Source organism: Dactylosporangium sp. NBC_01737, assembly GCF_035963215.1.
GTDB lineage: Bacteria > Actinomycetota > Actinomycetes > Mycobacteriales > Micromonosporaceae > Dactylosporangium.
In genome coordinates, this window is the sequence record NZ_CP109153.1 from 1,404,552 (window position 1) to 1,430,979 (window position 26,428).

Consider the following 26,428-nt stretch of genomic DNA (forward strand, 5'->3'; position numbering starts at 1 on the left):
GACGACGCCAACGCGGCCAACCCCGCCACCATCGCCGTGGCCACCTGAGCCGGCGTCGGTGCCCCACCTGACACGGCGAGCCGCGGGATCCACCGACCCGACGACCACTCGAGCTCTCCCCGCCGCACACCGGTATCCGGGTCCACCTCGACAAACCGGTGCTGACCACTGCGCCACCCGAACGCCAGCCGCGACGACGCACCCTCGACAGAGGACGCGAACACCTCGACCTCAGCCAGCAACTCCCGCAACCCACCCAGCGGCTGGCCATCACGCGAGCGCCGCACCACCTCGTCCGCCGCCCGCTCCAGCGACCGCACCGCGTCGGGACCGAAGACGGCCTCCCATAGGCCCTGCCGCCACGCCGGCCACTGCGCCACGATGGCCGGTTTACCGGCGAGGTGAGTAAGGACCGACGTCAACGTCCACGGCGACCACGGCCAGGCCATCCGATCACCGGCCGCCACCCGCCAGTACGCCTCCGCCTTCACCAACCCCCGCAGCAGGTCCTCCCACGCGACGGCCCACGGCACCCCGACCCGCACCGACACCGCCCACGACCCGACATCCACCTGTCCACCCAGGTCACCACGCGCCGGCACCACCCGCACCGGCGGCATCGCCAACACCCCCGCCACGAACTCCGCACCCTCCACCAGCGCCCCACCCACACCGCCCGGATGGTTCGCCCGCACCGCCGAACCAAACGACCACACCTGCCGCGCGAACGCCGCATCTGCCAGGCGCAACGCATCCAACCAGCCCGACACCCCGGCGGCGGCGAGACCGTCCAGGTGCGAACCACCGCCCACCCCACTGTCCAGATCGGACTGACCCGACGCCGGCCGCGAGCCCGGGCCGCCGTCGCTGCTCGGCTCGCTGACCAGGTCCAGGTCCTCCGGCCGGCCCGAACCATCCCGCGACGACGACACGGGCAACGCCGATGGGGCGGGGCTGTTCACCGTCACCACGTCGGCGCCGGGCTGGCGCAACAGGCCCGCCACCTCCGCCGACGCCGCGTCCTGCGGGTCGAGGAACACCTGCACGCTCAAGCCGTGCCGGGCCGCCGGCGGGGCCGAACCCAACCGTCCGACGGCGTCGCGCATCGCCCGCACCGACAGCGGCGCCTCGGGCGAGCCGAGCATCGCGACCGTGAACGAGCCGATCAACCGCTCGCCGTCGCCAAGGAAGTAGAACGCCATCAGGTTCTCGGCCCCAACCACATGGATCAGCCGGAGCGCATTGACGTACTCGTTATATCGCAGGCCGTCCATGGGCGGCGGGGAGTATCGCCCATCAGGCGCGTTCGGGCCACCGACCGTCGCCAGGACGCGCTCCCAGCGGCCCCGGTCGGCGCGCAGCCGCCACCAGCTCAGCTCGTGCAGGGCCGTCGGCACGCCCTCACGCCACGCCCGGCCGCTGGCGGTGAGCTCGGAAAGTCGCTGCCGGAATGCCAGGTAGTCCGCGGCCTCCCGGAAGTGCACGTCCTCGTGCGTGGCGACCTGGAAGAGACTCAGCTCCATGTCGAGCCTCTCCTCGGCGCTCTCAGGGAGCCACCGCCTCACCACGATCGCCTTGCCCGAAAGCGTCATGCCGGACCAGTTACGCATGTACTCGGCCCATTGACGCGCCCGTGCGGGGTCGTTGAGCTGCTCTTCCATCACCTCGTACGCGATCTGCGACTCGCGGTTGGCGAGGGCGAACAGATCCAGCCGGGCGCCGTGCTCACTGTGGATGTCGAGGCCATGGATTACCTGATGCAGCGCTTCCGTGGCGAGTTCGTCGATTCCCTCGGCGGTCTGCATCATGGGCTCGTAGTACTCCCAGATGTCGACGATGGTGTCGTCGGGCGAGCCGGTGCCGCCGACGTACGGAGTCTCCAGGCGGCTGTATGGCGCGAACGCGGCGTTGTTGCTCTCCCGGGCCGCGTTGACGATCTCGTTGACCCGGTCCCACCCGAGCAGGCGCCCCGGGACCCGATCCTCCGGCCGCCAACCAGCAAGGCTTGCAGCGAGCAGGCCGGTCCTGAACGCCTCGATCCGCTCACGCAAGCGGACACCATACGGCTCGGTGTCGCCCGGCAGCGTCTCCACAAACTCCCGGGTCTCCGCCACCGGCCGGAAGGGATCACTGGCCATGGCCTCGTCGGTGGCTGCGACGACGGCCATCGGCGGAGTGTCGACGACCGCTCGCGCCATCACGGTCCCGCCGATGCTGGCGAAGCGGTGGGTCACCTCGCGCATCAGCCGCAGCAGCAGCGCGTCCTCGCGCAGTTCGTGGGGTGTGCGCGGGGCTACCGGCTGGGCCCCCTCCAACTGCCGGGCCAGCAGGTACCGGAACGCCTTGAGCTTCTCCACCCCCGGCAACGCGAACAACGTGTCGAAGTCGATGTCGGCATCGAAATCGTCGAGCACGTCGGGCGTGAACCGCCCCGCCGGCTGCCCATGCGCAACGATCGGGCCGCCAGACAACAGGGCGTCCATCCCGCCCTCGACCCGGTCGTTGATGACCCGCTCCAGCACCGGCCGCACCACCGGCAGCCGCACGCGACCGAGCACCGCCTCGCGTACGTCGGCCGGCGTCAACAGCTGTGCCAGCGTCGCATCGTCGGCGTCGAACAGCATCGCCACCGCCAGGAACTGATCCTTTTCTCGCGGCCGCGGTGTCAACAGCTCCACCACCAACTGCCGCTGCTCATCCACGCTCAGCGACAGCTCACCCGCCAGGTGGCGCATCCCCTGCGACGCCACCCCGGCCTGCACGGCCGCCACCACTGTCGGCCCGGTCCCGGGCATCGCCGCCTGGTGCACCAGCTCCAGCAACCGCCGGCCGTCAGCATCCGTGTACGCCGCCGCATCGATGCCGAGCACCCGGCCCGCAAGCGCCGCCAACCCCGCCCGGTCCCGCGTCAACCCACCGATCTCCAACACGTCATAGAGACGCCGGACGATCCGCAGCCCATCGGGGGTCGGCCGCACCCTCGGCCCGTACAACTGCACCGCCAGCCCCGCCACCCCACGAGTGCGGCGCATCAACCACCCGCGCGAAGCCATCACCGCGGCCGACGGCGACTCCGTCAACGTCACCGTCCCCGGCGCGTGCAGCGCATCGGCCACCACCAACATCTGCTCCGGCGTTACCTGAGCCGCCGTCGCGCCCGGACGGACGACCCCGGCCAGCACCTCCGCCTCGTACCGGTGGTGTGCCTCGACCACCACGTCATCCGGCAGGTCCAGCAACGCGCGAATGTGGCCGTCCGACGCCACCATTGGCCCGACCACCGTCAGTGAGGAGTCCCCAGACGACGAGCCATCCTCCGACCAAGCCAGCTCAATGTCTGACGGATCGCCCAACTCGCCGTCCGACTCATCACTGATGTCCAGATCGGACAGGTCGTCAAGGTCGCTCGTGAGGTCCAGGTCCTCCGGCCGGCCCGCGCCACCGCGCAACGACAGCACCGGCTCCGAGGGCGCCGCCGTGCCGTCGGCGGCGGGCGATCCGGCCGCGACCGCCAGAATCGCCCGCAGTCCTGCCCCGTCCAGTCGCGGGCCATGGGTATGGACAACGGTGCCGGCCGCATCGAGCACCTCCCAGCCGTGCCGCGAATGCCAGCCGGGATCAGACCCGCTCTCGAGCGTGACGCTGACGTCGCCGTCGGAGCTTCGCGGCCGGACGAGCCACGCCCCGCCACGCAGGGCATCCTCGGTGCCGGCCGGGTGCGGGGCGAGCACGACCGGCCGAGTGTCGGCGGCGAAGGCGTCCAGCTGCGCCCTCAGCGCTTCGCGTTGCCGCCTGGTCAGCTCGGCGGCGTCGGCCGGGTCTTCACCGAAGCGAATGTCTCGCGGCGCCGGGACGCCGGCCGCGGTGGTCGCGCGCGGAACGACAGGAACCTGGTCGGTGACGCCGCGGGGCACGGCGACGATGACGGGCCCCGGGTAGCCGGCGGCTGCCGCGTCGTAGGCGTCCCACACCGCCCCCGACTTGACGGCCGTTCCGGTCCAGAGGAGGTTCCCCCAGCCCCGGATTCCCGCGACGAGCGGCGGCTGCCAGACGGTCAGCGCCCACAGCCGGGCCACCTGTTCCCGGGCGAACTCCGCCTCGGGCGGGAACAGGCCCTGCAACTCGTCGAGGGCGCGGCTGCTCTCCGGGTCGGCATCGCGGCCGTAGTGCTGGCCCAGCACCTGAGGTCCGGGCACCGGCACCGGGCGCGCGCTCGCGTCGACGATCGCCTGGACGGTCCGGGCCCGGGCCTGCGTCGCGCCGAGGTCGAGGTCGCCGCCGAAGAAGCGGAACTCCACATGGTCGCGCCGGGACGCCACCCCACGGTGCCAACCCTGGACCAGCGGGTCCAGGGTGAACGCGTCGTACCGCGCGTCCGGCCCCGAGTCGAGCAGCCGACCCAGTCGCTCGCCGTACCCGTCTGACGGCGCCGGAAGCGGCCTGGCTTGCAGCACGCCGCGGTGGTAGCGGGCGCCGGGCGGCAGCCCGAGGCGGAACAGCGACTCCTGGTGGGCGTGGACCGAGCCGAGCAACCGGGCCATCCGGTCCCGGTCCAACCCGAAGTCGCCCACACCGACGTGGATGTGACCCGCGGTCCGGACGCTGCCGACCGCCCCGTGGCGGCGCAGGATGCCGATGGCCAGGGCGACGTCCGTCCACAAGGGACGTTGCGTGGTTGACGGGAAGCTACGCCGGAACGACAGGATCGGGGAGACGAGCTCGCCGCCGCCCTCCACGGTGCCCTCACGCTCCAACCGCCAGCCGTCCGGGGCGCGGGTGTATCCCTGCGCCTGCGTGCCGTGGTCGTCCAGGATCTGGCGTTGCGTGGAGAGGCCGTACCGGCGCAGGTCGGTGATGATGTCGGCCATCGTCGCCGCCCACTCGTCCGCACTACGCTCCGGCAGGTCGAACTCCAGCTCCAGTCCGATCGACCGGACTGAGTCACCCGGCTGGGAGTCCAGGGACACCGGCAGCGCCGAGAGCTCGGCCGCCCACGTGATGAGCTCGCCCCTGCTCGGCACAAGGCTCGGGTCGGTCATGTCGCGAGCCAGTCGGCCGGTGCTGGTGGTCGCGTAACCGCCGTCACTCATGGTCTCGTCGAGTCGCACCCACCCGCCCGGTGCGTCGACGACCAGATCGTGTTGGTGGGCTCGCACCTCGCTGCCCGGGCTGGGCATGAACGCCACCCGCCCCGCGGCGACGAACCGTTGCCGCAGCGACTCCACCGCCGCCGCATCAAGGACCAGCCCATCGGACGGCACGATCCGCACCACGCGGCTGTCGCGGCCGGCCAGCACCGCGTCGATCGGCTCGGAATCCAACCGGTCGCCCTCGCGGCGCACGAAGACGGTCTGGATGTCGGTCCGGACAGCCGACGCCCCTTGGCTGGCCTCGTCGCCCCGCCCGAAGACCGTCCGCGGCCGGCCCGTCACGGCGCGCCCCACCGCTTTGAACGCCCGGCGCATGCCGACCTCGCCCTCGATGGCGTCGGTGATCGCTGCGACCACACCCGCCCCGACGAGCAACGGGACGCGGGCGTCCGCCTCCGCGACGCGCATCGGCCGAGGCTGGTTGTCGACCGGCTCGAGTTGCGCGAGCCCACCGAGCGGATCCCGCACCAGCCGCACCGAGCCGTGCAGCGACGGCGGCAGGCTCAGTCCCTCGTGAGCATCGAAGCGCCCATCGAGCTCGAACCGCACCAGTCGCTCGTCACCGTTAGCCTGGGTCTCCGCCAGGACGAGCCCCCCGTCGGCCTGCCGCTCCACCAGCACGACATGCGGGTGCTCTCCTGGCCGCTCCACCACGATCGCGGTCACGCCACGCGGCCGCAACCCCGCCAACTGGTCCAACTGGGACTCGACGAACGTTCCGTCAAGCCAGGACGCGATCCGATCCTCGTCCCGCTCACGCCGGCTGTCGTCCGACGCCCGCGCAGGCGCGCTCAACGCCCGCAGTACCTCCAACACCCGGGGCAGACAGTCCGGCGTGCCTTCAATCCAGGGCGCCAACGCAAGCACCGCGTCGCGCAATGCCGGTGATCCGACGCCGGACGGTTCTGCAGTGGCGAGCGCGGCGGTGCTCGCGCCGTCCGCCGGATCGCCCCGGCCGATCGTGGCGGCTCCACCGGTTGTCGCCGCGCCGCCCGCCCCGGCCTCCTCGTCCGAGCTGTCGCGGCGGTCCAGGGTCGCGGCGGCGCCACCGTCGCCGGTCGGGCCGGACGAGTCGTCCCTGCCGGCCCGCATGACCGCGATCGGGTCGGCGTCCGCCGGCAGGCCCTCGGGCGGCAGCGTGCGCCGGGCGAGGGCGAACAGCTCCGCACGAGTGTCCACGCCCACGCGTCCGGCCACGTCGCGCAGCTGCGACTCGGTCGCGAAAATGCCCGGGCGGCTGGTGGCGATCTCGTCAAGCTGGCGGGCGACCGCGATGTCGGCCGGCGTCGGGCCCGGCTCGTCGGGCAGGCCGAAGATCCGCCGCACCCGCAGGTCCTCCACGAGCGGCAGGTGCGCCGCCGTGACCTGGTCGCCCACCCAGCCCGCCCGGGCGCGCAGCTGAGCCAGCGCGGTGGGAGAGTCCCGGTCGATGCCTGACCGCTCGGCCAGGTCCAGCAGCTGGTCGCGACTGGCGAACGTGCCGGGACGGCCCGTGGCCAGCGTGTCGAGTCGTCCGATCACCGCCAGCTCGTCGGCGGTCACGTCGATGTCGAGCGTGATGCCGTACAGCAGTCGGGCCCGCCGGACCGGCACGCCGGCCAGGTGTGCACGGTCCATCGGCTGACCGTGCTCGGCCAGCCACCGGGCCCGCGCGAACAGCTCGGCGGGCCCATCGGCGCCGGCCTCGCGGGCCACGGCAGCCAGCTGCGCCTGCGTCGCGTACGCCCCGGGGCGTCCGGTGACCGTCTCGTCCAGCCGCTGGGCCAGCGCGACCTCGGCGGGGCCGACCGATTGCGGAGCCATCCCGTACAGCTGCGCGGTGCGCCGGCTCGGCACCGTCTGCAGGGCCGGCTCCGTCAACAGGAGACGCTGCTCGGTCTGCCAGCCGGCTCGGGCGAAGAGCTCCCCCAGCGCCCGCGCCCCGTCGGCGTCCAGGCTGATTCCGATGCGCTGGGCCAACCCCAGCAGGGCCGGCCGGTTGGCGAAGACGCCGTCCTCGCCGGTAACGAACCGGTCGAGACCGGCCACGACCGCGAGGTCGGCCTCGGTCACCGCCGCGGGCCCCAGCCCGTAGAGCGACGCGGCGCGTTCCCGAGGCACCGACCGCAGCGGCTCCACGGTGAGCGGCAACGATGTCTGCTGGCTCCGCCAGTCGGCCCGGGAGAGCAGTTGCACCAGCGGCCGGGGTGCACCCTGGTCGATCCCCGCCTGCTGGGCGGTTGCGCGCAGCTGCGCTGGCCGGGCCAGCACGTCGCCACGGCCGGTGACGAGCCGGTCCAGCCCGCCCGCCGCAGCCAGCTGCCGATCGTCCGCGGAGGACAGGTCGAAGGTGTGCATCACCCAGCGGCGGCGCAGTGTGTCGATGCTCAGCGGCTCGCCCGCCGGGGCATGCCGGGTCAGCTCGAGCAGGGCCGCCAGCGCCTGCGCCGCCGGCCACTGCGGCGCGCGGAAGCCGACGCTCACCGCGAGATCGGTCAGCTCGTCGCGGGTCGCGGCAACGCCGTCCACCTCGGTGACGAACCGGTCCAGGCGGGCCGCCGCCAAGACCTGCTGCGGGTCGACGGATGGCAATGCATAAAGGTCCATCACCCACTGCTCGCGCAGCCGAGGGATGGTCAACGGCGTATCGGAGCGGGCCAGCGCCAGCAGCTGCCGCAGGGCATCCCCGGACGTCCAGCGCGGCTCGGTGAACCCGACCCGGGCCGCCGTCGCGACCAACCGGTCCCGGGTCGCGAACACCCCGTCGCGGCCGGTGACGAGCCGATCCAGGCGCCGTGCCGCCGCGACATCGTCGGCGTCCGCAGTGGAGACGCCATACGCCCGCGCCACCCAGCGCGCCCGCAGCAGCTCGATACTCAGCGCGCCCGTGTCCTGGGCGGCCAGCGCCAGCAGTTCCCGCCGCGCGTCCGGCTCCGACCACCCGGAGGTTGCGGTCAGCGTCCCGAAGCCGACCTCCCGCGCCAGCCGAGCCAGGGCGTCGGGCGGCGCGAACACGCCCGACCGGCCGGTCGCCAGGTCGTCCAGTCGCGCCGCCGCCGCGACCTGGGCGGAGTCGGGCGACGCCAGACCGTAGGTCTGGCCGACCCACCGCTGCCGCAACAGCGCGACGCTCAGCGCTTCCCCGTCCCGGCCAGCCAGCCCGAGCAGTTCCTGCAGCGCGTCCCGGTCCGACCAGCCCGTGGCGCCGCGGCGATCCCCGAAGCCGACCGTGTGGGCCCGCTCGACCAGATCCGTCCTGGTCCCGACGACGCCGTCCACAGCGGTCACCAGCCGGTCCAGCCGGCGGGCCGCCGCGATCTGGTTGGCATCGACAGAGGTCGACTCGTACGTCCGGGCGACCCATCGCTCGCGCAGCTGGTCGACGGTCAGCGCAGTCCCATCCGGGATCGCCCCGGCCAGGCCGAACAGCTCCCGCATCGCGGCGGGGTCCGACCACCGGGAGCCGCCGAAGCCCACGGCCGACGCCTGGGCGCGCAGCTGGCCCGGCGGGGCGAACCCGCCCTCCGCGCCGGTGACCAGGCGGTCCAGCCGGGCCGCCACCGCGACCTCATGATCTCCGGCGGTGGGCAGACCGTACGTCTGGCCGACCCACCGCTGCCTCAGCCGCTCCACGGTCAGCGGCGCTTCGGCCCCCTGCGCCAGCCGGAACAGCTGCGCTCGTGCCTGCGCCGGCTCCCAGGCCGACCGGAAGCCGACCTCGCTGGCCAGTGTGGCCAGCTGATCCGGCGAGGCGAACGTGTTGGCCCGGCCGGTGGCCGACTGGTCGAGCAGACTCACCGCCCGCAGGTCGGCGGCGCCCAGCTGAGCCCCGTCCGGCAGCCCGTACAGTTCGCGGGCTCGCTGCTGTGGAAGCTCGGCCAGCGCCTGCTCGCTCAGCGGGCGCGCGTCGCCCAGCCAGCGCACGCGGTCGATGAGCATGGCCAGCGCATCGGGCGAGTCCCGGTCGATGCCGACCCGAGCGGCGAGATCGAAGAGCTGCTGCCGGGAGGCGAACCGGCCGGCGGTCGGGGCGACCAGCCGGTCGAGGCGGGCGACGGTGGCGGCGCCATCGACCGGTACGGCCGCCCCGTCCGGGACCCGCAGCAGGTCCCGCAGCCGCTGGTCCGGCACCTGGCGCAGGGCAGCCACGGTGAGTCCCTGCGCTCCCACCCACCCGGCGTGGGCGAAGAGTTGCACGAGCGCCGGCCCCGGCTCGCCGCCGATGCCGGCCCGCTGGGCGAGTGCCACCAACTGCCCGCGGGTCGGGGGACGCAGGCCCGATCCGTCGTCGGCCAGGTCGTCGAGGGCGAGCACCGTCCGCAGGTCGTCGACCCTGACCTCACCGATCGCGAGCCCGAAGGTGAGCTGAGCCCGCCGGACGAGGTCGAGAGCCATCCAGCGACGCTGTCCACGCGTAATGCCATGGTCAGGGCTGAAACGCAGGCCGAGATCCTCCGCGAGCGCCTCGAATGCGACGGCTGTAGCGCGCTGGTCTCCAGCCGGGGCGCCGTGCTGCCGGTGCACGGCCATCGTCATCAGCGCGTCCATCGCGGCGCCGTCGTAGCGGCCCCGCTCCCCGAAGAGCGCCGACCGCAACTGGGCCTGGGCAGCGGCGTCGCCGCCCGGCGCCGCCGCCCCGGCGTGTCCGTCGCCGGCCGCGTCGTCGGCGAGGCCATCGACCCGCCCGCCGCGGTAGGGGCGCATCAGCTCGCCCAGGCGCCACTGCCCCTCCGGGTCGGCACCCGGCGCCGGTTCGGTCAGTCCCAGGCTCGCCCGCACCGACGCCGGCAGCGGCACCACGTGCGTGGTGACCCCGCCCTCGGTGTCGAGAGTGAGCACCCGGTCGGTGACCGTGCGGATCCGCCCCGCGATGTCCGGTTGGGTGAGCAGGAACCGGATCACGCCACGCCACGCCGCGGCCGGGTCGGGCAGCGCGGCCACCACCGGGGCGACCGCCGTCAGGTGCAGGTCACCATTCCGGTCGGCCAGACCGCGCTCCAATGTGGACACGATGTCCCGGGTGACGGCGGGCACGTCCTGCGGGCCGTAGCGGACCACCGGGGCCAACGGATCACCGGCGGTGTCGGTCGCCGTTGCCGGCCTGGTGAGTCGCCGCAGGTTCGGGATGTCGGCCACGTACCGGAAGCCCAGCGCGACCGGGTCCACCCCGCGGGCGCTCGTGCGCAGCGTCGCCGGGTGGCGGATCGGCCCGGCGCCGCCCGCCCCGCGCAGCGCCTCCTCCTGCTGCCGCTGGGTGCTGAACGTGGGCGCGTTGAGCAGCTGCTGCTCGGTCCGCCTGTAGGTGTCGAGGAGGAATCGTCGGTGCTGGTGGAAGAACGGGTGCCGGCGGGCCGCCACGATCGTCGATGGCTCGATGTCGAGGGCGACGCCACCACCGGTCGACGTCGGTACCACCTGGAAGTCGAGGGCCAAGGACGGAGCGCCGGCCAGGTCCAACAGCCCCTGAATGGTCGCCAGCCCGCTGTGCGGTCCCATGTAGACACCGCCGAAGCGTTCGACGATCGAGGCGCCCAGAATGCCGCTCGCCTCGCGGTGTCCGTGCTCGGTGCGGCGGGCCAGCTCGGCCCGGTACTGCGGCAGCAGGGGCAGCGGCGCGCCGGCGTGGAACACCTCGTCGACGTTGATCAGCACGATGCGGTTCGCCGCGGCCCACTGCCGCATCTCGCGGACGTCGCGCAGCCGGTCGCTGCCGGTCTCGGGCCGATTGTCGCCGGCGGCCTCGAAGTCCGACCGGGGGATGTCGGTCCACAGGTGTACCCGCCAGTCCGCCCCGATGACCCGGGCCTGCGCGGCCTGCGCCGCCGCCGCGGCCAGCGCCGTCCGCATCGCGCTCCGGTCCGCCGCGGCCCGGCCGTCGCCGCCGGTGATCGGTGACCCGAGCCAGACCGCGTGCACGCTGCGCGGCAGGCTGGACCGCCCGAGCGGTCCGGCCTGCGGGCTGAGCTGAGACGGGTCGGTCGCCCAGTGCCCGTCCTCGCGACCCACCGCGACGACACTGCCGGGCTCGGGGACCAGTGCCGAGAGCCGTAGGTCGGCCGACCCGGGGGCGGTCCGCCGGCTCAGGTCGAGCCGGGCGAAGAAGTCGTGCAGCGACGCGGAGGGCACCTCGCTCTGGTCCAACCCCCGCAGGAACTCAGGCGACGGCTTGGCGGCCCGGGTGCCGAATCGATCCGGTCCGAGCACCCCGGCACCGGACGGAGCGACCGATGGCGCGACGGTTGACGCCCTCAGGCCGCGCTCGATCGCGCCGGCCCCCTGCGCCGTCTCGCGGTCGAGTTCCGCGATGTCCCGCTCGCGGACCGTCGCCCGCAGGGCGTCACGCTCGCCGACGTCTGGTGGGAGGCCGTCCGGTGGCAGCGCCTGCCACGCCACGAAGAACAGGTCCTCGATGGCGCGCGGCCCGTCGAGGCCGACGTCCGTCGCGAGCGCCCGCAACTCGCCGTCGGAGGCGAACGACAACGATCGATGGCCGGTGGCGACCGCGTCCAGCCAGGCCGCGGTCCGCAGCGCCCGGTCCCGGCGAGGGCCACCCGGGGCCACCCCGTAGAGGCGGTGGACCCGGCTCTCCTCGATCCGCCGCGCGGCACCGGGCGCGCCGACGTCGCGACCCAGCTCGGCCACGACCCGGCGATCCGCGCGGCCGTCCCCAGCGGCACGTTCGTTCAGGGTGACGACGAGCATCCGGGCCTGGTCGTGGGTGACCACCGCGGCCGGCCGGTCGGGGTCGGCCCCGAGGTGCACCGTGAACCGGGCCACGTCCGCCCCGGCAACCGCTGTGCGTACGGGTAGCGCGAGGCCCGGATCGGCCGGCGGTCGGCGGTCGAAGCCCGGGTCGTGCCGCCCCTGCGTGGCCAGGCCGACGAGCCAGCGGAACACCGCGTCGTCGGTGAGCAGCAGCGCGCCGGCCAGGCCCTCGCGCGCGAGCCAGTCGCCGTGGGCAGCGTCAAGCGAGCGTCCCAGGACGTCGGGGCGAAGCCTCGCGACCACCGCTCCGGCGACCGGCGTGCCCGGCGCCTGGGCCGGGGTCTCGGCGGTGGCCATCGAGGCGACATCGACCGGGCCGAGGTGGATCGTCTGGCCGGTCGGCCGCAGGACCGCGGTCCCCTCAAGCGCGGCCTGCGGCGCGATACGGACGGAGAAGTCGTACTGGCGTAGGTATGTGCCGACCTCGTCCAAGAGGGTCAAGGCCGCCGTGAGGGAGCTGGTCGGGTAGGAAGTGCCGGCGTCGTTGGCTGCCCGGAGCCGGTCCGCGAACTGGAGCGCGCGGGCGAACGACCGCAGGATCTCGGTGTCGGTCGCGCCCGTGATGCCGCGGTCCTGGGCCGCCCGTAGGAGCTCAGCCCGGTCAGGGAACGCCCCGTTCTCCCCGCGCACCTGGGCGTCCAGACTCCGGGCCGCGGCCAGGTCGGGCGGGGCCGGCTCATGGTCGGCCGGCAGGTCGAACAGCTCGCGGACCCGCTGGCGAGCCACCTCGTCGCCCGCGCTCAGCGCGGCGCCGAGCTCCACCACCGGCGGGTGGGCCGACCTGAGCTCGTCTCTGAGCATCTCGGCCTGCCAGTCGGTGAGCGCCCCGTCGCCCGGCCGGGTGCGGTCGGCTCCCCAACCGACGTACACCTCGTCGACGTCACTCCAGGTGAGCCCGGGCAGCGTCAGCGCCAGTGCCCCGCCGCCGGACGGCGCGGTCGCGAGCGCGGGGTCGTGGCGGAAGCCGGTGACGTGGGCGAGGCGCTGGCGGACGTTCGCGTCGGCCCCGCCGAGGAGCAGCCGGACGGGATCGATGGCAGTCAACACGGTGTTGTCCAGCGCCCGCCGGACGGCGCGGCCCCGGATGTGCGCCTGCACCAGCGCGTTCCCGGTGGGGTCGAGGTCGGGGTGCCGGCTCGTGACCGCCGCCGGCAGCGGGGTCGTCGCGGCCGTTTCCGGCCTGGCGAGAGATCGGGCCTGGGCCGGGGTGAGCACGACCGTGACCCCGGACTCCAGCGACGTCTCGAGCGCGTCGTGCAGGTCGTCGAGGAAGATCGGGTCGTGGACCGGGTAACTGGTGTCCTCGGTCTCGTTCAGCTCGCGCAGCCGTTGCACCAGCTCGGGCGGCGGCGCGGCGATCGTGCTCCGCAGGTATCCGTACAGCCGCAGCAGCCGGCCCAGGTCCTCCGCCATCCGCCGGGTGGCGTACCGCTCCCGGGCGGCCTGAAGCTGGCGCCGCGCCGCGGTCAGGGAGGCCGCCGTCTCGGCGTCGGCGGTGCGCAACGCGCGGCCGACCCGGACGGTCGCCAGGTGGTCGAGGTCGCCCATGAACTCGAACACCCGGGCGGCCAGCTCCCGATCGACCCTTTGCGATGGCCTCGGACGGCGCGGCGGATCCACGATCCAGTCATCTTGGACCGCGTCTATGCCGCTGTGGTCGCCCCACAGGTAGCGGGTCGGCTCGACGCCCGGGACGCCGATGTGGCGGACATCCGTCCGGTCGAAGACGAACGCGGCGAGGCCGAGCGCCGAGAGCTCAACGTCGGCCATGAGGCGGCTGGACCAGGCGTCCCACGGGCCATTGCGCTTGATCGCGGCGATCAGCCGGCGGGTGAACGCCTCGTCGACGGGGGCGTTGTGACGGGTCAGGGCGGTGATCAGTGGGTAGTCGTCGGGACGATGCTGCCCCCGGTCCGGTCCTGTACGGGCAGCCCACCGCGCGAGCTCCGCCTCCAGTTTGTCGACGACGAAGGCGGTCAGCGCCTCGACGACGGCGTCGTCCGACACGTGTTCGGGCAGCCCCAGCCGGTCCTCGATCTCTCCCCTGAAGGCGTAGGCGAGTACGTGCTCGACGTGTCGGCGCCCGCCGCCGATGTATCTGCGCCGGATGTCCTGGAGCCGGTCGATGTAGTCCTTGACCGCCGCTTGCTGCGCTCGCGAGTGGTCGTTGACCAGTTCGTCCATCAAGTCGAGGTACGTCTCGGTCCAGCGCGACCCCAACGCCCCGGCCTCGACCCTCGGGGGGCGGGACCGCTCCACCGTGGGAGGCGTGCCGCCCGGTCCAGCCCCGACCGACGGGGAGACGATGTCGTCGTCCGTTGGCTCGGGCGGGAACTGGCTCCATTCGTCTGACTCGGTGCCGCGGCCGGCTGGACCACCCTCGTCCTCAGGATCTGGACCACCCTCGTCCTCAGGATCCGGGGACAGCGCGGAGGGTTCGGGCAAGGGGGTGTTCACGGCCATGCCGTGGTATATGAGGTCCTCCGCCCGGCGCAGCTCGGATGCCTGGTGAAGGAAGTTGGCGGGAGTCAACTCCCAATTGTCGAGAGATTCGAATGCTGGCTCCCTGTGCACGATGCGCTGTTCGGCGAGCAGGGCCCGGGCCGCGCTGGGTGGCGTTTCCCACTCACCATCGACGACATCGTTGTGGTGGACTATCGGCAGGGGTTCGCCCCGCGACCCGCCGGGATCGCGGCGGTAGATGGTGACCGCGTCGGCCAGGTCGACGCTGGCGTCCAGCGCCTGGGCGGCGCGGAACAGGCCACGAAGCGTGAGATCATGATCCTCACGGCGCACCACTCGCGGCGCGCTGTCCTCCTCGAGCTGCCGGACGGCGCGGACCACCGTTCCGGCCACGCTCACGGGCTCGGGCGTGGCCAAGAATCGCACGTCGACGTGATAGCCGCTCGCGCTGTAGTACTCCAGAATGTCCTCGAACTCCGAGGGCGACGCGGCGGCCGACTCCACCACCACGGAAAGCCCACGTGCCCGGGCCCAAGCGAGCGCACGGTCCCACCACACGTCGGCGTCCTCCCGGGCGACATCGGTGGCCCGGTGGGGGTCGGCCCGCACCGCGTCGTCGTACCCGGGATAGTGCGGAGTGAACATGTCCATATCGATGTGTGCGAACGGACCCTCCAGGGCGAGCTCGGCCCGGACCGACTCGGAGAGTTCGGTCTTGCCGGCTCCGGTCTGGGCGACGACGACCACAATGATGGGTTCGTCGCGGGACTCCAACCGGGTACTCGATCCCCGCCAGCTCAGCTGGAGGTTGGGCAGGATCTCCTCATCGAAGATCCGCCGGTTCTCGTCCGGGTCGAGGAAGCCCCGCACCTTCAGGTCATGGAACGACTCGAGCATGGCGGCCAACGTCGGCCCATCGGGGTCGGGGCGCAGAGCGGCCACGTCCGCCGGCATCCGCACGATGGGGCGTGTCTCCGGCAAAACCGTGGCGCGGACCCGGCTGATGGCCGTGAACAGGCTCATCGGGTCGACCGTGCCGGCAACCAGGACCGTCAGTGTCCCGAGCGGGCCGGCGGCCCCGCGGGCGGCCTCCATTTCAGCGCCCGTCGGCGGCGTCGCGGTGTTGTGGACAAGCAGGACCCCCCGCGGGAACAGCAGCGATGTGGTCCGCGGAACTGACACCGGCCCTTCGTCGTCCGTCGACGTCACGGCCGCGCGGGCCTCCGATGCCGGCTCCGACGACGGGGTGTCCCAGAAGACCGGACGCGTGGGCGGCAACGGTGGCTTGAGCCGAATCGGCGGGCCGGGCACCCGAACCGCGTGCCGAACGCTGTCGACGAGGTCGGGGTACAGCTCCACAGCCTTGGGTTGGGTCTCCGCCAGAACCACCTTGTGGCGGAAGAGCACGAAGGGTTCCGTCTGCCGCGGAACCGGCAGGCCCTCGACGTGCACGAGATCACCGGAGACCACACGTCCCCCGGTGTCGGTGTGCACCCGGCCGGGCGCGGCGATGAACTCGGTGCCGAAGGCATCGGCGTACCGTTGGGCCACCGACGGCCCACCATCTGGTCCGGGCCGACCGAGGTACGAGCCCACCAGCGCCACCAGCTGAAACCTCGGCTTGCCTTGGCTGTTGCGCAGCAGCGGCTCCAGGACCTCGGTCTGGAACTGCTCCACGGTCAGGATCCGGTCGGCGAACTCGAAGCGGACGCTTCCGTCATCGGCCAGTCGGGTCTTGATGTTGATGACCGCCACCCCGTCCACGGGCGGGAACGACGCCCACGCCGAGACTTCGTCCTCGCGGCGGCGAACGGCTTCGGCAGAGTTGTCCTCGCGCTCCTCGAAGACCCGTTGGCTCACGAAGCCGTATCCGGGCCCGTGCGGAACACCCAGCGGATGCGTCAGGCCCCGGGTGATCGTGTGGAGCGGGTCGAGCAGGACCACGAAGAGCCCGGCCGCGTCCGCCTCGATCCTGACCGGATCTCCGAGCGGCACCCCGCCGAACAGGAGAGGGCTGTACTCACCGTCGACCTCGAAGGTCACGCGCGCGTCCAGCTGGGTCCGCAGCTGCGCCATCGCGGTCAGGAAGCCCGTGGTCGGGAACTGCGACTTGAGCACGGCGCTGCCGGCCCGGCTGACCGTGGGCCCGAAGGAGAATCCCATGCTGAGCGCCGCCGGCCCGACCGGCACGCCGACCGCGCCCGCGACGCCCTGCGAGACGCTGGCGCCCACCCGCTCCTTGTGCTCGGTGAACTGGGGCGTGGTGAACTCGGTCCACATATTGAGCCAGTTCAACATGCGCGGGTTGAAGAACCTGATCTTCATCGTGACGCGGGCCCGCTTGTCCGTCAGCACACCGTCGTCGGCGATGAATGTCGCGCGCAGGCCGTCGTTGTCGACGTGGAACTCCAACTCCCGCAACAACATCGGGACCGAGAACAACGCGCTGATCGCGTCGCCCGCCCGCTGACCCGGCCGGACCGTCCGGCGCACGACGTGGCCCGGCCTCGACCCGCCTGCCGGTGGGTCCACCAAACTTCGCAACCGTCCGATCACCAGACTCTGGAGCTCAGCGGCCACCTTCGGGTTGACGCCGAAGGCCCTGACCTCTCGGGCCAGGAGTTGTTGCATGGTCACGGGGAACTCGACCGCGCCGGCTGGCACCTCGCTGTCCGGTCCAACCTCGACCACCCGCGGGGTTGGCGCCTTTTTGGTCACCGCCGTCTCGGTCACCGCCGTCTCGGTCACCGCCGTCTCGGAGTCCGGCCCGGGCTCGACGTCCTCCAGGGTCAGATCGAACGGGACGATCGAGCGTTCCAGCACGAGTTGTGACGTCGGTTCGGGAGCCTTGACCGGCCGGAGGTTGACGATGGACCGGGCCACGATCGGCAGGATCGCGTTGAGCAATCGGGATGGCTCGCGGGCCACCACCGCGGTGGCCCGCAGTTCGCTCACCGCGCTGTAGCGGCCGGCCGAGCCCGTGATGAAGTGCGTGTCGCGCGCACCGTCGGTGCGGGCCAACGCTTCTTCCCGGGCGACCTTGATCGCTCCCTTCGCCGAAATGGCGGGTTCCAGTTTCGGCCCTTCCTCGACCGGCACCTTCGCCGACAGCCGCCCACCCGCGCTGTAGTCGACGGCCTTGGAGCGCTCGACCGCTGTGGTCACCGCGTTGTTGCGGAACGCGTAGATGGCGACATTGGCCCGCTTGATGACCTCGGAGAGGACGAAGCGCGAGGGCAGTTTGTGTTCCGCGCGCGCGATGCGCAGCCGATCGCCGTCCCGGTGAAGCTGCAGGTTGACGACCGCGGTCTCGTGGAAGAGGAACCCCGATCGGGTCGCGACAAGCTGGATGCCGGTCGGCAGCGTGTACCCGAGGGCCGTCAGCGAGCCCGGGTTCAGCAGCGCAGCCAGCCGCTCACCCGGGCCCGCGGGCTCTCCGGCCGGTGTTGTCGGGCCGCCCGTCTCCACGGTGACCGTCCAGTCGCGCTTGTGGAAACGCTTCGGCAACGACCGGGTCACCGCCGCGACCAAAGGATTCGTGTCGTTCACCGTCAGGCGGCCGGACTCGTCCACGACCGCGAAGAGCCGGTCGACGGGAACGCCGACCGGCAGGTCATCCAGCGTCAGCGGATAGTCTCCCAGGGCCTCGTCCGCCTCCGACTCGACGGAGACGTTCGTACCCTCACTCTTCGCGGTCGGGTAAACGGGAGAGTCATCCGCCGCCTCGCCCGCCTTGTCCAGCGGGCCCAGACCTTCCCGCCAGGCCAGGTTGGTGCCGGTCACGGTGTTGGTGATGGTGGTGAGACGGCGAACCGGTCGGGCGGGCACCGGCTCCGGCGCCTCTGCCTGCGATGCCTCCTCGCCCTCCGATACCTCGGCAATCGCCTCCAGGCGCGTGGGTTCCACCAGCGGCGCCTCGAGCCATCCGAGTACCCGTGCCCGGGCACTGAGGCCCGGCGGAACCCGACGGGCACCCCTTTCGGAGTACAGGTCCCGCAGCGTCGGACCGTCGGTCTCGGCCGGGGGGCTGTCCTCGGTCTCCGGCGCCGGCCGGACCGCGGGTGGCAGGGCGAGCATCTCTCCCACGGTCCGGTGGGCCGGATCGACAGCTCGGGGAATGGCCAGCGGGTCCGACTGCAGAGTCCGCAGGTAGGAGATCCCATCCGAGACATCGAAGAAACGGTAGTCGTCACGGTGGAAGAAGCTGAACCCGAACGTCTTCTGGCGGCGCCGGACGACCACCGCCCACGACCCGTCGCTGGTGGTCGGCTCGTAGGAGCGGGTGAGCTGGCTCAGCCGGCCGGCCTGCGGGCCGAGCCCTCGCCCGAACCCCTTCCGCTTGGCCCGGCTACCGCCGCCGCCGGCGTCCGGCGAGAGCGAGTTGTCCGTACCGATGGTCTTGATGAACGAGATGGCGCCGCCGAAGTTGAATGACCTCGATTTGCCGCGGCCGTACCCGACGGCCTGACCGCCCTCGCCGACGTCCATCTTCATGGTCTCGGTGGGCGGCCCGGCCGGCCTGGGGTCATACGGACGGCTCACCAGGTGGACGTCGTACTGGGTGTTGGAGAAGAGGCCCTTCAGCGTCTTGGTCGCGTGCATCGGTGAATTGCCGGCGACGTGGATCCCTATCAGCTGGGAGATGTCGGTGGCCCGGTCGGCCAGTTCCTGGGTCAACAGGGGCGTCAGCCTCCGGCGCCAGAACAGGAGCCCGAGGAGGGAGCCGAACGCTCCCCGGCCCGTGGGGCGCTGGTCCAGGGCACCGAGGGTCTCGACGATGTGTTGCCGCAGGCGGCCGCCGCCGAGGACGTCCTGCGTGGCGTCGTCGTTGTTGATCGGCCGGTGTCCCCCACCGCGCAGCGGCGCCGCCGGCTCGGCGGCCCAGTCGGCGGGGAGCGTGTCCACGGGCACCGGGTCGTACCCGCCAAACTCGCCGGTCCGGGCGGGTTCCGGCTCGGCGGGCGGCTTCGGGGCGGCGACCGGCGGGGTGAGCTTCTCCGTGAGCTGCTGCGCGACCGTCTTCTCCGGGGTGTCCGAAAGCTCGGTCACCGCCCCGGTGCGTTCCCGGGTCGGCCTCCCCGCCCGCGCCGTCCGGGTCAGGTACTCGGGCACGACGTGGCGTATCGATGCCGGCAGGGTGTGGGTGCGCGGCTCCGCGGTGGTGACCGGTTTCGCCGGGCGGGAGAACCTGAGCAGACTCAAGATCGCCTGCCACACCCAGCCCAGCGCGTTGCGGTGGTACTCGGTCTGCACCGACAGGTGCAACGTGGCCCCGTAGTCGAAGTAGCGGGCCGGTCCCTTGTAGAGGACGGCCTGGATCTGGAAGCCGGTGGCGCCGAGGGACGTCGACTCGTCGCGTCCGATCGACCCACCGAACCGCACCGACCCGCCGAAGGGAAGACCGAACAGACGCAGCACCATCGGGGCGAACCGGCCGGCGAACGACGCGCTGGTGCCGACCCGCACATCACCGGTGAGGTTCTTGAACCCGGCCGGCATGGTCTCGATCTTGGCGTTGGCGATGCGCCCGGAGCCGACCGGATCGTCGCCTCGCTCGGCCCGCACGACGTAACGCCGGTACACCGTGCCGAACCAGCCGGGCTGCTCGTCGGTCCAGGTGTGGCCATCCGGACTGTCGACCGCGAGACCGTGGTTGAGTAATGCCTCGCGCGTCGCGCTGGCGCTGAGCACTCGCAGATGGAGACTCTGCTCACGCTGGCTACGCTGCGGCAGGCCTGGTATCTGCCGGTCCGCCGTGGCTTCCAGGCGGAGCAGCTCACCCAGCACCGCCTCGGCCCCGGCCAGGCGCTCCATCGCACCCTTGCCCATGCTCTGCTTGGACGCCAGCGTGGCCGGCGGGTAGAGCACTTCCTCCTCGGCGCGGCGCATGTTGTTGGCCTCACCCGGGTCCGCCGGGAGGGGGTCGCGGTCCTGCGGCAGGTCGGCCCATCGAGAGACAGGGTCGGTGGTCGGGTCGCTCATGGCCCGCCGCAGCAGTTCCTCGAACCGGGCCTGTTGCTGGACCGGAATCCGGACGAAGACCTCGATGATGTCGGCCACCGGCGAAGGATCGACACCCTTCATATCGGTCAGAACGCCGGTACGGGCATGCATCGTGAGGCGGTAGCGCACGCTGTCGCCGACGTAGACCAGGCCCCGGATGTCGCCCGAGCCCTGGGTCGCGTAGGTGCCACGGCTCGCGCCGCTCTCGACCCCGGCCGACAGGCCGCCGCCGAGATTCAGCAGGAGGCTGTTGTCCTTGGCCTCCGGGTCGCCGATGGTACCGGCGGCCGAGGCTTCGACGCCGACCGCCAGCCCACCACCCTCGACCGTGTCGTTGTGGGACGCCCGGAACCGCTGGATCTCCTCCTTGATCGGGACGTCGTCGATGGAAACCGCCTCCGCCTGGAGCAGCTTGGCGGAGAGTGGCAGTTGGAAGTAGTGCTTTCCGTTGGCGAACGGAGGCGAGACCGCACCCGTGTCGCCGCTGCCGATGACGTCCTGGATCATGCGGAGGAAAGCCGCCTCGCTCAGCCACCACGCGGCATCCTGCGCCGCCTCCGCCGACAGCCGTACGGGTCCACGGCCCAGCCTGGCCAACACCTTGGCGCGCAGCCGCTCGAGCCTGCCGGCCGCCTTCGCCGACAGCCGTTCGGGTCCACCGCCCAGCCGGGCCAGCACCTGCGCGCGCAGCCGCTCGAGCCCGCCGGCCGCCTCCGGGACGAGGAGCACGTAGCCGAGCGCCCGCGTCAGCGCGTCCGCCTGTTGCTTCGTCAGCGACTCCAGCGGAAGCTCGCCGCCCGGAGCAACGGCGCCTTCGGCCGTCGGTTCGTGCAGCGCCTCCAGGTATTGGTCGATGTCGACGCCCAATGGCTGGCCCGACGGATTGAGCTTCATCGGGGCGTCCGGAACCAGCCCGTGCACCCCGTCCGGCCGCTCGGGGGACAGGTCCTGCGGGAACTCGAAGCGCAACCCCAGGCGTTTCGTCCCGGTTTCAACCTCCGCCGACAGCACCCGGAGCGATCGCCGCAGGAATCGGCGCTGTCGAACGAGCTCGCGGACCTCGGTGACCATATGGGCGCCCTCGGTAACCGGACGTCCCCGGTCGGCCGGGCCGTACTCGAAGTAGGCCGACAGCCCGGTCAGATCGAGGTAGCGCTTGGTCGCCGACACCGTGTCGTCGCCGTCCGCGAAGGTACGGGAACTGGCCCCGGTCAGTGCGAACTTGGCCCTGACGTCGGCGCCGACGCTGTCCGGGAGCAGATTGTCCGTCCCGACGCCAACGTTGATCTTGCGGCTGTCCGACACGGAGTGGTCGTTGAACTTCTGGACCTCGTGGTCGGCGTTCACCGGGATGTGCCATTCAAGGCCCGGTGGCACCCGTTCGGCGTCGGTGAGGGGCACGTACTCCGCCCGCAGTGGGTCTCCCGGTGCCAGCTTGACCCGGATCTCGTAGGTCCGCTTCCCGAACGGCGACCAGTGCGGGCGGCCGGGCAGCGTGACCTCCAGGGGCACGCCCTCGTTCAGCGCCATCTCCAGGAAGACCCGCCCGTCGTACGCGGCGAGGTACTTGCGCACCGCCGCCTCCACGTGGGGCGCGAGGAACTTCCGGCTCGCGGGCAGCGTGTCCACGACCAGTTGCACGAGCTGGTCGCGCGAGCGCGGCGTGATGTCGGGTACGGCGAACGAGCCGGACTCGGGTGCTCCGTCCGCCGGACGGATGATGACCCGGCTGTGGTGGCCCAGCGAGAAGTACCGTGGCTGCTCGCCGGTGGTGGCGACCGCGTGGGGATCGACGACGCCGAACCACGGCGGGGGGATCCGTGGCTTGTCGTTCATCGACGTCAACTTGGCCGAGATCAGCCGCAACTGGTAGACGGCTGCGTCGCCGATGTTCGCCAGGAGGTCCCGGGCCAGGTCCGGACGCATGGTGTAGGCCCGGGCGGTGGCGTTCAGCTTGGCCAGCTGCACCATCTCCCGTTGCAGCCGGTTCAGCGGGGTCGTGTGCGGGTTCGGCTGCGTGATCGTCCCCTGGCTCGGCCGCATGTCGTGCCGGCCGTACTCGAGGCTGAAGCCGTCGCTGCCACTGGTCCAGACATAGATGCCGACGAGATCGGCGGAGACGGTGACGGCTGGACCGGCGGCCGCGCCGATCTCCTCGGTCCCCGCCTGGCGCACCACCCCGGTGTCCGGCTCGAATGCCAGCCGGGTGGTCGGGTCGACCAGGACATCACCGGAGCGGCGCCACTGCGCGGCGGCGACCGTCCGCAGCTCGACCCCGTCTTCGCCGAGTGCGCGGAACCGCAGGCGGCCGTCACCGCTGAACTCGGCCCGGCCGATGCCCTGGGTGCCGCTGGCGGCGACGCTGTACCACGTGTTGGCGCCGATCCGGCGCTGGGGCCCGACGCTGGTCGGGAGCGCGGTCGGCGGCTCGGTGAACGGGGCGGCCGGCGGCCGGGACGGGCCGGCCACGACCGGCGGGACCGGACGGGGCGCGACCGGCGGGACCGGACGGGGCGCGACCGGCGGGACCGGACGGGTCAGGTCCGGCGTCGAGGGAGACGACACGTCGGGCGTCCGGTCGGCCGGCAGTGGTGACGCCACCGAGGCCGCCGGGGCGACCGCCCGTGGCATGGCAGCTGTCGGCATGACCTCCGTCGGAGTCGCGTCGACCCCCATCGGGGTGACAGTTTCAAGCGGCGTGACCGCCCGGGGGCCGGGGATCGGCGACGCCGGGCTGGTCGTCGACGTGTGCTCCGTCGGTGGCTCCACGACCGTCGGCACCGGCGCACCTTCAGTCGCCGCCGACTCGTCCGGGTTCTCGTCGCTCTCGGTCGCGGTCCGACGGGGCGGCGCACCGCGGCGGTTGGTGGTCGGGGGGTCGAGCAGCGCGTCGACCCGCGTCGACGGGCCGGCCGCCACGAATTCCTCGCCGAGCAGTTCGGCGATCGTGGTGGGCTGCCCGGTGCCGTCGAACGCGAGGACCGTGGTGTTCTCCTGCACCAGCGCGCGCAACAGGTGGTGGCCGGCCAGGTTCTCCGGGGACCGCGCGAATGCCACCGTCACTGGCCGCTCGTAGTTGCCGTGCTCGGTGACGTCGACGATGCGCACGTCCGGCCGGGCCGCCCCGGCCGATTCATTGACCAGCGCGAAGACGTGCCGCGCCTGCCCGGATGGCGCCATATCCACGATCACCATCGATCCCGGCGTCGCCGCGAGCGCGGCCACAATCTGCACGCCGGTCGGCTGCCCGTCGACGAGACGCGTCTCGACACCCTGCAGGAGATCGACCAAGTCCGCCCAGGTGAGCGTCGCCGGCGTCCGGCCGCCTGGGCCGACCATCCGCTCGTCGACCGACCGGTTGCCCGACCGTCCATACCGGGCGTTGAAGGCCGCCAGAGTCTGCGGGACGCAGACCTCGTCCGATCGGGTCTCGCCCGGCGGCGGCTGCTCCCGCCGCGCGAAGTTCGACAGGCGCCGGCCCCGACGCGCCGCCGACCGCTGGCGCGACGGCCCGGCCGCGGCCGACAGCTGCCGGCCGGCGCCGCTGGCCGGGGCGGAGACAGTCGGCTCCAGCGCGACTTGGGCCGAGACCAGGGCACCCTCACTGTCCACAGTGACCGGGACCTCGTGGGACTCACCCTCCACCCTGGACGGCGGCGTCGGCGTCAGCTCGGGCGTGACCGGCCCGTCCGACTCGAGTGCCCCGGCCAGATGCGCGGCCAGCGCCGACTGCGCTGTCGTGTCCGCGCCCCGCGTCTGGTCCGGCTGGACCGGACCGACGTCGCCGAGACCGGGGCTGCTTGTCGTGACCGGGCGCTGCAGGTGCTCGGCCAAGCCGGACTGGCGTGAGACCGTGGCCGGTCGCCCAAGAGCCGATGCGCCCAGAGCCGATGCGCCCAGAGCCGATGTCGGCCCGTCCGATCGGCTCGCACCGCTGCTGAGGTAGTCCGAGACTGAGGGGTGGCCACCATCACTGTCCACAAAGGATGTCGGCGGGGTCACCGGGACTGCGGTGGCGGCGTTGATGAAGCTTTCCCGGGTCGGGCCGTCGACATCGAGGGCGTCGGCGAGGCGGGTGGCGTCGGTGACCGACAGCGTGACCCGCTCGCCCGCGAGGAGATCGCGGACGGTTTCGACCGGCATGCCCGCCCGCACCGCCAACCCTTCGACCGTGAGCCCCTCGGTCGCGAACTGCGCCATCGCCGCCTGGATGTACGCCCCCGGCGGCGGCCCGGAGCTGGACTCCGTCCCACCGGCGACGGCAGCGACGAAGCTGTCCCGGGCCGGTCCCTCCAATCCCAGCGCGTCCGCGACCCGGCTGACTTCGGCCACGCTCAGGCTGGTCGGGTCGCCGCCGGCGAGTTCCCGCACCGTGCTCTCCGGGACGCCGGCCAGCTCGGCCACGTCGGCGGCCGAGGTGATGCCCGCCGCGTCCATCGCCGCCTGCATGTGGCCCGCGACCTCCGCGGGGCTGGCGGAGCCATCGGTCGTGGCGGCGACGAAGGAGTCCCGGTCGGTGCCGGTCAGCCCCAGTCCATCGGCGATCGAGGTTGCCTCCGCCACGGACACGGTGGTCGCGGCCCCACCCGCCGCCGTCTCCAGCAGGGCCTCGATGGTGGTGGCAGGAACGCCGGTCGCGGTCGCCAGTGACTCGGGCGTGTGCCCGGCCGTGGCCATCGCCTCGGCGACCGCGGCCCCCGCCGCCGCCGACGACCCGCCCCGCCCGGAAGCGTCCGAGCTGTCCGAGCCGCCGGCCACGGAGCCCGCATACGGGGTGCCGCCGGCCGGGGTGCTGGCGGCAGTGGTACCCGTCATCGGAGTGCCGGCCAGGGTGGTGCCCGAGTACGACTCGGCGTAGCCGGATGCTGCAGTCTCCCCGCCTTGGCCCGGCGCCACCGAACCCTGCTCCGAACCCACGCCGGACCGCTGGGTCACGGGTTGGGTTTCCCAGCCGGTGCCGGGGCTCACCGGGGGGTAGACCGGCTCTGAGGGGGCGCGCGGCGCCTCTACGCCGGACGCCTGGGTCGCGGGTTGGGTCTCCCAGCCGGTGCCCGCAGCCACCGCGGGGTAGACCGTGTCTGGAGCGTTGAGAGGGCCGTTCGAAACCTGCACGCTCTGCGGCAGCACGATGCGCTCGACCACGTTGCCGATCAGGCCGGTCAAGCCGTAGGGCCGGTCAGTGCCCTCGGCGGCACCGGGGATGGCCGAGGCGGTGACGGTGCCCCAGTTGAACTCGCCGCCCTGGATGGCCATGTCGGCGCTCGCCGCCACCACCCCGCCCAGCCCCTGCCAGGTGGCGTTGTTGACGAAGTAGAACGTCTTGAAGCCAGCACCCTCGACCCGGATCCCCTGACCCGACCGGTCGAGGGTGAACTTCAGCTGGTTTCCGATCAGCTTCGAGGCCAGGTGGCCGGTCACGAAGTTGGCCGCCACCTTGCCGAAACCGGCCGCGAGCCCGCCGACGATGCTGCTGCCCAGGTTCTTCCACTGCTTGTCCCAGTCGATGTGGGTCCGCGTGTGATCGACGTACGTCTGCCACGCCTCGATCACCAGCGGGATGACGAACCCGAGCACGACCTCCAGGACCAGCTCGAGGAGAATATCGAGGAGGATCTGAATGATGAGCCGCGCGACCGAGATGACGGCCGGAACGAACACCGCCCCGAAGATCGTGGCCAGCAGGTACGCGACCGCCGCCATCGTGATCGCGGCCTGGATGCCGATCATGATCCGGGCCTCGTCGATGTCCGCGGCGGTGTTCAGCGCCCCGTCAGCGAAGTTCTGGGTGATCGCGAGCAGGTCGGTGAGGCCGCTGGGAAGCTCGGTCTGCAGGTAGCTGATCCACTGGTCGGCGGCATCACCCTCCATCGCCTGGTCCAGGGCGTTGCCGACAGAGCGGAAACCTTTGATCAGATCTTCGAGCTGATTGTGGTAGGTCTGCCAGGCACGGCTGAGCTCCCGCAGCTGCCCGACGTCACCCTCCGGCCACGGCTGACCGAGGACGACCTTCAGGAAGGTCTGCAGGCCGTCTGGAAGATCCTGTGGCACGCGCGATACCTGCTCGTCTG

The 26,428-nt window shown here is 72.3% G+C and carries 1 protein-coding gene (running past one end of the window); it reads right to left on the bottom strand.

Annotated features, from left to right (window positions below; translation table 11 throughout):
- Nucleotides 1-26,408 carry the 5' portion of a zeta toxin family protein gene (locus tag OHA72_RS06165; RefSeq protein ID WP_327006883.1) on the bottom strand. Its footprint begins 21,481 nt before the window's first position, so only the first 26,408 of its 47,889 coding nucleotides appear in the window; the start codon lies at nucleotides 26,406-26,408; its stop codon lies off the left edge, out of view.
- Nucleotides 26,409-26,428: the final 20 nt, after the last annotated feature.